At 52.0% G+C, this 7,986-nt stretch carries 7 protein-coding genes and 1 riboswitch; of the genes, 2 read left to right on the top strand and 5 right to left on the bottom strand.

What is annotated here, in order from left to right; translation table 11 throughout:
• Window positions 1–164 precede the first annotated feature (164 nt).
• Together murI and btuB are read right to left on the bottom strand one after the other, a co-directional pair.
• Window positions 165–1,016, bottom strand: coding sequence for a glutamate racemase (murI, locus tag FCH32_RS21330; RefSeq protein ID WP_174361480.1), 852 nt, complete (start codon window positions 1,014–1,016; stop codon window positions 165–167).
• Complete coding sequence (gene btuB / locus FCH32_RS21325; RefSeq protein ID WP_174361479.1) at window positions 961–2,799, bottom strand: TonB-dependent vitamin B12 receptor BtuB; 1,839 nt, start codon at window positions 2,797–2,799, stop codon at window positions 961–963. The genes murI and btuB overlap by 56 nt, the downstream gene beginning before the upstream one ends.
• Window positions 2,800–2,864: 65 nt before the next feature.
• Window positions 2,865–3,060, bottom strand: a riboswitch (cobalamin riboswitch).
• A gap of 115 nt (window positions 3,061–3,175) precedes the next feature.
• Between btuB and trmA the strand changes: the two genes are divergently transcribed.
• Window positions 3,176–4,276, top strand: coding sequence for a tRNA (uridine(54)-C5)-methyltransferase TrmA (trmA, locus tag FCH32_RS21320; RefSeq protein WP_137362870.1), 1,101 nt, complete (start codon window positions 3,176–3,178; stop codon window positions 4,274–4,276).
• A gap of 46 nt (window positions 4,277–4,322) precedes the next feature.
• On the opposite strand, the gene FCH32_RS21315 is transcribed toward trmA, so the two are convergent.
• Window positions 4,323–4,682 carry a YijD family membrane protein gene (locus FCH32_RS21315; RefSeq protein ID WP_003825114.1) on the bottom strand — a complete coding sequence of 120 codons (360 nt, stop codon included), beginning with the start codon at window positions 4,680–4,682 and terminating at the stop codon, window positions 4,323–4,325.
• A gap of 15 nt (window positions 4,683–4,697) precedes the next feature.
• On the bottom strand, window positions 4,698–5,333 hold the full coding sequence (gene fabR, locus FCH32_RS21310) for an HTH-type transcriptional repressor FabR (protein ID WP_003028862.1): 636 nt from the start codon (window positions 5,331–5,333) through the stop codon (window positions 4,698–4,700).
• Between the two features lie 191 nt (window positions 5,334–5,524).
• On the opposite strand from fabR, the gene sthA reads away from it, so the two are divergent.
• Window positions 5,525–6,925 (top strand): Si-specific NAD(P)(+) transhydrogenase, encoded by a 1,401-nt coding sequence (gene sthA / locus FCH32_RS21305; RefSeq protein WP_096758790.1) that lies wholly within the window; start codon window positions 5,525–5,527, stop codon window positions 6,923–6,925.
• On the opposite strand, the gene oxyR is transcribed toward sthA, so the two are convergent.
• Window positions 6,908–7,825 (bottom strand): DNA-binding transcriptional regulator OxyR, encoded by a 918-nt coding sequence (oxyR, locus tag FCH32_RS21300; protein WP_115259743.1) that lies wholly within the window; start codon window positions 7,823–7,825, stop codon window positions 6,908–6,910. The two genes, sthA and oxyR, sit on opposite strands and share 18 nt — an antisense overlap.
• Window positions 7,826–7,986 lie beyond the last annotated feature (161 nt).

The following is a 7,986-nucleotide window of genomic DNA, read 5'->3' as shown; positions in this document are numbered from 1 at the left end:
AATTTCTGCTTTTCTCCGCAGGGTTCTCAGTGGAACCCCGCTGACCCGGCGGCTTGTAATCCGTTGTTCCGTGTCAGTGGAGGCGCATTATAGGGAGTTATTTCAGGCTGACAAGGGGAAATTTAAAATAATTTTCCGAGTGCGTATTATTTCACCAAAACTGATTAAACTGCCAGTTTTTCGAGCGTTTTGAAGCCATAACGCTGGAGGACTGGCAGTAATTGTTCAGCTTCAGGCGTCATTGCCATACAAAAGGCAATATTCTCGTCAGCTGATTTTGCGTCAGGTGCTTCATGTTCTAACAACCAAGCCGTGCGACGCGCAATCGCGGCACCGGAATCCACCAGTCGCGTCCCTTCAGGTAGAACCTGTAAAAGTTCTTCCTGTAATAGAGGGAAATGCGTACATCCGAGAACAACCGTATCCGGCGGTTCCGACATCCGCAACCATGGTCGCAGAATGCGGCGCAACTCATCCAGAGGAACCGCTTCTCCGTGCAGCTTCGCTTCCGCCAGTTCCACCAACTCAGCGGAACCCAACATCGCGATCTGACACTCGTTCGCAAAGCGCGCAATCAACTCATGCGTATATGAACGCTTCACCGTCGCTCGCGTCGCCAGCAGCCCCACTACACCGTTAGCCGTAAGGCGCGCCGCCGGTTTAATCGCAGGTACCACGCCGACGACCGGGAAAGTGAACTTTTCGCGTAACGCAGGGAGTGACACCGTGCTGGCGGTATTGCAGGCGATAACAGCCAGTGAAAGGGGGTAGCGCTGCTGAACGGCAGTCACAATCTCAACAACACGCTCGACAATAAATTCCTCGCTCTTCTCTCCATAAGGAAAGGCAACGTTATCGAAAGCGTATATATAGTGGAGATCCGGCAAGAGGTTGCGGATCTCATTGTAGACCGACAACCCACCGACGCCGGAATCAAACACCAGCACGGTGGGACGTGGATCAGAAGGTGTAGCTGCCAGACAAGGTGTATTCCCGTCCTGCAGTTGGGTAGCCATAAACTGTCTCGTAATCTTTATCGAACAGGTTGGCGATTTTACCACGAACTGTCAGCTGTGAGGTGATCGGATATGACACCGCCAGATCCCACAAACTCACTCCACCCAATTTTACCGGCTGGTTAGTGACATAGTCCTTGTCATAGCGTGTTCCCAGATATTGATACGTCAGGCCCCAGTCAAAATCATAGACCTGCCAATCGAGCTGATACTTCACCTGCTGTTTTGAACGGCGGGCCAGCGGCTTGTCCGTAATCGCATTACGCGCATCGACATAGTCATAGCTCAGCGTATGCGCCAGCGGACCCGTATCGAAACTCGCCGTCGCTTCAACGCCTTTAATCCGCACTTTCCCTTCGTTATAGTATTTCAGAGTGTGGGGGTCATAATCGATCATGTTATCGATATCGTTGCGATATCCTGACAAACGCCAGTTTACATCCGCCGTTAACCCTTCAAACGCCCCTTCCCACTGCTTGCTCTCTTCAGGATCAAGGTTTGCATTGCCATACATACCGTACAGCTGCCCCAGATTAGGTGCTTTATAAGAGGTGCCATAAGAAGCAATGAAACGATAGCCGTCAATGAACGCCCATCCGGCGCTGGTTTGCCATGTGCCATGCCGACCAAACTGGGAGTTGTCGTCGCTGCGCGCCGCGCCTTCGAAGGTGAAGTCGCCAAGCTGTTGCAACCCGGTCAGATAAATACCGGTATTACGCTGATCGTAACCGTCCGTAACATACCCGGTGCCTGGCTCTGTGGTTTGCTTTTGCCAGTCGACGCCAGCGCCCACATTGCCGTGGCCAACCACCATACTGTTTGACCACTGCACGTTATATTGCTTCATCTCATCCAGGGTTGCCGAGGAGTCGTAGCGACCATAGTCCGGGTCATAGTTGTAGTCTTTGCTATGGCTGTAGCTGGAAACCAGTTGTGACTGGATTTGCTCGCCATTAAAGCGCAGTCCGGCATCCCAGCTTTGGCTATAGAGCTTACGGGTATCGACTAACGGCGTGCCTGGATAATAGTAAGAATCATAATTGGTGCGGTTATCATAGCCATAGCCGCGCACAAACCCGCTCCAGGTATCGGAGAAGTTATGTTCCAGTGCGCCGTACAGCGTCTTACTTAAAAAACCATCTTTATCGGGCTGCGCCTGTGCACCAGTGCTACCGTAGGCGACAACGTCAAAACCTTTGGTATAGGCATAATCCCCCATCAGCGTCACGCGCGTATTCTCACCGAGCTGTTGCTGCGTCGAGATGTCGTAATTCTGATAACCATTACTGCCCACACCGGCGGTCAATTCCGTCCCCGGTTTTTCTCGCGTGGTAATGATATTCACCACACCGCCGATCGCATCAGAACCATAAACAGCGGAACGCGGCCCACGAATGTATTCAATACGTTGCACCAGTGATACCGGGAACTGGCTGAGATCGGCGGCACCACTCACCCCAGCTAAATTCAGGCGCACGCCGTCAATCAGCACCAGTACATGGCTGGCGTTGGTCCCACGAATAGAAATAGACGAATTTTGTCCCATACCACCGTATTGCGCGATATCGACACCCGGCAGGCGGCGAAGAACGTCATTCACAGAGGTAGATTGCCAGCGATCGATTTCCTGGCGCGTAACAACGGTGATGGGAGCAAGCACTGCACTAAGGGGTTGCTGAAAACGGTTAGCCGTAACGACGAGAGTGTCTGGGCTAGCATCCTGCGCCCAACCAGAAAATGCCGCGACGGAAAGTGCCGTCAGCAGCAATGATTTTTTAATCATTGTAAAGCATCCACAATATAAGAAGGATGCCGCAGGTCCCACCGATAGTACGCGATGATGAAAACCAGATGCGACGTTAGCCGGCAGGTCTTCGGGCTTGGAAGGTTATTCAATATAGCGAATAAAAAGAAATGAAGACTTCCCACCCAAAGGCAGTGTCTGCTTACGCTCTCATCTCACCTTTCCTTACCGCTGCGCGTCAGCTCCAGATTTACACTGGATTCCCTTTTAACTCACAGGACCGGAACGCGGATGCTACAGTTTGTTATTACCGACTGTCCAGACTGCGTATCACAATATTAGAAATCATCAATAACTGGACATCTACTGAGCAATCCCTACAATCCCCGCGTACTTTTATTTTTCAGGACGCATCATGACCCCCGAACACCTCCCGACAGAACAGTATGACGCGCAGCTAGCCGATAAAGTGGCTCGTTTACAGAGCTTAATGACGCCATTTACTGATCAGGCTCCGGAAGTGTTTCGCTCGCCGGTCAGTCATTACCGCATGCGCGCTGAATTCCGCCTGTGGCATGACGGTGACGACCTGTATCACATCATGTTTGAAAGCCAGACCAAAAGCCGTATTCGCGTCGACAGCTTTCCTGCAGCCAGCGAACTCATCAACACGCTGATGACAGCCATGATTGAAGGCGTTCGTCACAATCACGTCCTGCGTCATAAATTGTTCCAGATTGATTACCTCACCACCATGAGCAATCAGGCGGTGGTATCCATGCTGTACCATAAAAAGTTAGATGACGAATGGCGTCAGGAAGCCGAAGCACTGCGGGATGCGCTACGCGCGCAAAACCTGAATGTGCATCTGATTGGCCGAGCGACCAAAACCAAAATCGCGTTGGATCAAGATTACATCGATGAACGTTTGCCGGTTGCGGGTAAAGAGATTATCTACCGCCAGGTTGAGAACAGCTTCACGCAGCCGAATGCCGCCATGAACATTCAGATGCTGGAATGGGCGATTGATGTCACCAAAGATTCGCAGGGCGACCTGCTTGAATTGTACTGTGGCAATGGCAACTTCTCGTTAGCGCTGGCGCAGAACTTCAACCGCGTACTGGCCACTGAAATCGCTAAACCGTCCGTGGCTGCCGCGCAGTACAATATTGCGGCTAACCATATTGATAACGTGCAAATTATTCGTATGGCTGCAGAAGAGTTTACTCAGGCGATGAACGGGGTGCGCGAGTTCAACCGTTTACAGGGCGTCGACCTGAAGAGTTACCAGTGTGAAACCATTTTTGTTGATCCACCGCGCAGCGGCCTGGACAGCGAAACAGAGAAGATGGTGCAGGCGTATCCGCGTATTCTGTACATCTCCTGCAACCCGGAGACACTGTGTAAGAACCTGGAAACGTTGAGCCAGACGCACAATGTGTCACGTCTGGCGCTGTTCGATCAGTTCCCGTATACGCACCACATGGAGTGCGGAGTATTACTGACCGCGAAGTGATTTTTTTGTAGGCCGGGAAAGCAAAGATACCCCCGGCCTACAAATACTATTCCGCAATTTCTTGCTTACGGTTACGCACCTTAAAGCCGATCCAGAACACCAGAATCACTGACAGGACCGCTGGGAAGAAGTTCGAGCCGATATCCGGGTATTCCGCGCGCACCACGGTGCTGTACAACAGAACGCCAAGAATAAAACAGGCCGCAGCCAGACCCGGCAGCCCCACAGGCATTGTGCGATTCTGGTAACGTTGATGCAGGCAGTAAACCGTCAGCACCAGCGAAATAATCGGGAATACAGAGAATGGCACAATGGAGCTAAACAGCGCCGCAAATGTACCATTGATCGATAAGCCAGCAACCAGCGCCAGCAGCAGCGTACCTTTATCTTGACCTGACTGTTTCATTGCTCGTCCTTCTCGTTACTCGGAGTGATGCGTCATCTTCTCTTGTTCACGGCGATACCAGTAAAATGCGCCTTTGGCGATCATGCGCAGTTGCAATACCAGCCGCTCTTCCAGTTGTCGACGCTGTTCGGCGCCAACATCCAGCGCTTCTGCCCCCGCACTGAAAACAATCGTCACCATGGCTTCGGCTTGTGCTTCAGTAAACGCACGAGGCATATGGTTTTCGAGTTCCAGATAGTCCGCAAGTTCCGCAATGAAATGCTGAATTTCGCGAGCCACGGCGGCACGAAACGCCGCGGAGGTACCAGACCGCTCGCGCAATAATAAACGGAAGGCGTTGGGATTGTTGCCGATGAACTCCATAAATGTTGAGACCGAGGTGCGGATCACACTGCCGCCCTTGGCGATACGCTGACGCGCCTGGCGCATCAACTGGCGTAGCATCAGGCCGCTCTCATCCACCATCGTCAGGCCGAGCTCATCCACATCGCGAAAATGGCGATAAAATGAGGTTGGCGCAATGCCCGCTTCACGAGCAACTTCACGTAAACTGAGGCTGGCAAAACTGCGCTCTGCACTCAATTGACTAAATGCGGCCTCAACCAGCGAACGCCGGGTTTTTTCTTTTTGTTGCGCTCTAACGCCCATCACGATGTCTGAATCCTTCCTTATACCTTGCTGGCACTATACCAGAGATTAGGCGGTTGGCATGGCTTTGTGAATGATTGTTTACGCGCAGTTTGTGCTTCGACTTCGCAAAAAAGCACAACGATAATTGGGTTATCCTGACAACGATGTTACTATTCTGTTGCTTTTATGTATAAGAACAGGTAAGCCTGACCATGTCACATTCCTACGATTACGATGCAATAGTAATAGGTTCCGGCCCCGGCGGCGAAGGCGCTGCAATGGGTCTGGTTAAGCAAGGCGCGCGCGTCGCCGTTATTGAGCGCTATCATAACGTCGGCGGCGGTTGTACCCACTGGGGCACCATCCCATCTAAAGCACTCCGCCACGCCGTCAGCCGTATCATTGAATTCAATCAGAACCCACTTTACAGCGACCATTCCCGGCTTCTTCGCTCTTCTTTTGCCGATATTCTTAACCATGCCGATAACGTCATTAATCAGCAAACGCGTATGCGGCAAGGATTTTACGAGCGAAACCACTGTGAAATTTTGCAGGGGAATGCCCGTTTTGTTGACGAACACACCCTCGCTCTGGAGTGCCACGACGGTACGGTGGAAACGCTCACGGCAGATAAATTTGTTATTGCCTGCGGTTCGCGTCCCTACCACCCAAATGATGTCGATTTTTCTCATCCGCGCGTTTACGACAGTGATTCTATACTCAGCCTGCACCATGAACCTCGCCACGTTCTGATCTATGGTGCGGGCGTCATTGGCTGTGAATATGCGTCGATCTTCCGGGGAATGGACGTCAAAGTTGATTTGATCAATACCCGTGACCGTCTGCTGGCGTTTCTTGATCAGGAGATGTCCGACTCGCTGTCTTATCACTTCTGGAACAGCGGCGTGGTGATTCGCCATAACGAAGAATACGAGAAAATTGAAGGCTGCGATGATGGCGTCATCATGCACCTGAAATCCGGAAAGAAACTAAAAGCCGACTGCCTGCTGTACGCCAACGGTCGTACCGGTAACACCGATTCATTAGCGCTGGAGAATATTGGCCTGAAGACGGACAGCCGCGGCCAGCTAAAAGTGAACAGCATGTACCAGACGGCGCTGCCGCATGTGTATGCCGTAGGGGATGTGATCGGTTATCCGAGCCTTGCTTCCGCAGCCTACGATCAAGGCCGTATCGCCGCCCAGGCGCTGGTCAAGGGTGAGGCCACCGCGCACTTGATCGAAGATATTCCGACAGGCATTTACACCATTCCCGAAATCAGCTCCGTCGGTAAAACTGAACAGCAACTGACGTCAATGAAAGTCCCTTACGAGGTTGGCCGCGCGCAGTTTAAACATCTGGCACGCGCACAAATCGTCGGGATGAGTGTCGGAACATTGAAGATTCTGTTCCATCGGGAGACCAAAGAGATTTTAGGGATCCACTGCTTTGGCGAACGCGCTGCCGAAATTATTCATATCGGTCAGGCAATAATGGAGCAAAAAGGTGGTGGTAACACCATCGAGTACTTCGTTAACACCACCTTTAACTACCCAACCATGGCGGAAGCCTATCGGGTAGCTGCACTGAACGGCCTAAACCGCCTGTTTTAACGTGTTGTCGAAATGGCCATCCATTGCACCACGGATGGCCTCTGCCAGCTGTTCATAACGGCTGCGCAGCGGCGAACCCGGACGGTACACCAGACCAATGGTACGACGCGGTTCTGGTTTAATACACGGCACATAGACCACACCATCACGCTTACGCTCCGGTGGGACAGCCAGCGCGGGCAGTAAAGTAATCCCGCTGCCTGCTGCCACCATGTTACGCAACGTTTCCAGACTGGTTGCCCGGAAATGGGTGTCTTCATCAGCACCGGCTTCAAAACAAAAGCCCATCGCCTGGTCACGCAAACAGTGACCATCTTCGAGCATCAACAGTTTTTCACCAGCCAGATCGGACATCGGTACGCGGTCGCGATTTGCCCATGGGTGATCTTCATAGATCGCCAGCATCATCGGCTCATCAAACAGCGGTACCTCGATAAACGCTTCACTCTCTTTCACCAGCGCCAAAATCACGCAGTCGAGTTTACCGCTGTCCAGTTGCGCCAGCAGCTGATGCGTTTGCGCCTCATGCAGGTACATTTCCAGTTTCGGGAAGGTCTGGTGCAACATAGGAATAATATGCGGCAGCAGGTAAGGTCCTACCGTTGGGATCAAACCAATATGTAGCGGGCCAGACATTGTCTCACCCTGTTGGCTTGCCATCTCCTTGAGCACTTTGACCTCGCGCAACACGGTGCGCGCCTGATCCACCAGCAGTAAACCCGCTTGAGTGAACAGCACTTTACGACTCGTCCGCTCCAGCAGCATAACGCCAAGCTCATCTTCGAGTTTGCGGATTTGCCCACTCAGCGTTGGCTGGCTGACGTGACAGGAGTCTGCCGCTCGTCGGAAGTGACGGTGTTCGGCAAGTGCTACCAGGTATTCAAGATCACGAATATTCATTATTCATCCTCCATTGCCACGATAGTTCGTAGCGATAGGTAGCATAGCAACGAACGATTATCCCTATCAAGCATTCTGTTTAATAATGCACCACAGAAACGGAACGGTACCCCTTTAACCCTTGAAGCTACTGTCCGTTCTCATACTCGAAATAACTAAAG

This window comes from Citrobacter gillenii, from assembly GCF_013337685.1.
GTDB lineage: Bacteria > Pseudomonadota > Gammaproteobacteria > Enterobacterales > Enterobacteriaceae > Citrobacter > Citrobacter gillenii.
Note: the sequence above shows the minus strand (reverse complement) of the source record. Positions and strands in the feature narration are given on the sequence as shown.

What these genes read in the sequence shown, in the direction of transcription:
- murI (WP_174361480.1), bottom strand. Translation starts at nt 1,016, where the DNA reads ATGGCTACCCAACTGCAGGACGGGAATACACCTTGTCTGGCAGCTACA.
- FCH32_RS21315 (WP_003825114.1), bottom strand. Translation starts at nt 4,682, where the DNA reads ATGAAACAGTCAGGTCAAGATAAAGGTACGCTGCTGCTGGCGCTGGTT.
- trmA (WP_137362870.1), top strand. Translation starts at nt 3,176, where the DNA reads ATGACCCCCGAACACCTCCCGACAGAACAGTATGACGCGCAGCTAGCC.
- sthA (WP_096758790.1), top strand. Translation starts at nt 5,525, where the DNA reads ATGTCACATTCCTACGATTACGATGCAATAGTAATAGGTTCCGGCCCC.
- btuB (WP_174361479.1), bottom strand. Translation starts at nt 2,799, where the DNA reads ATGATTAAAAAATCATTGCTGCTGACGGCACTTTCCGTCGCGGCATTT.
- oxyR (WP_115259743.1), bottom strand. Translation starts at nt 7,825, where the DNA reads ATGAATATTCGTGATCTTGAATACCTGGTAGCACTTGCCGAACACCGT.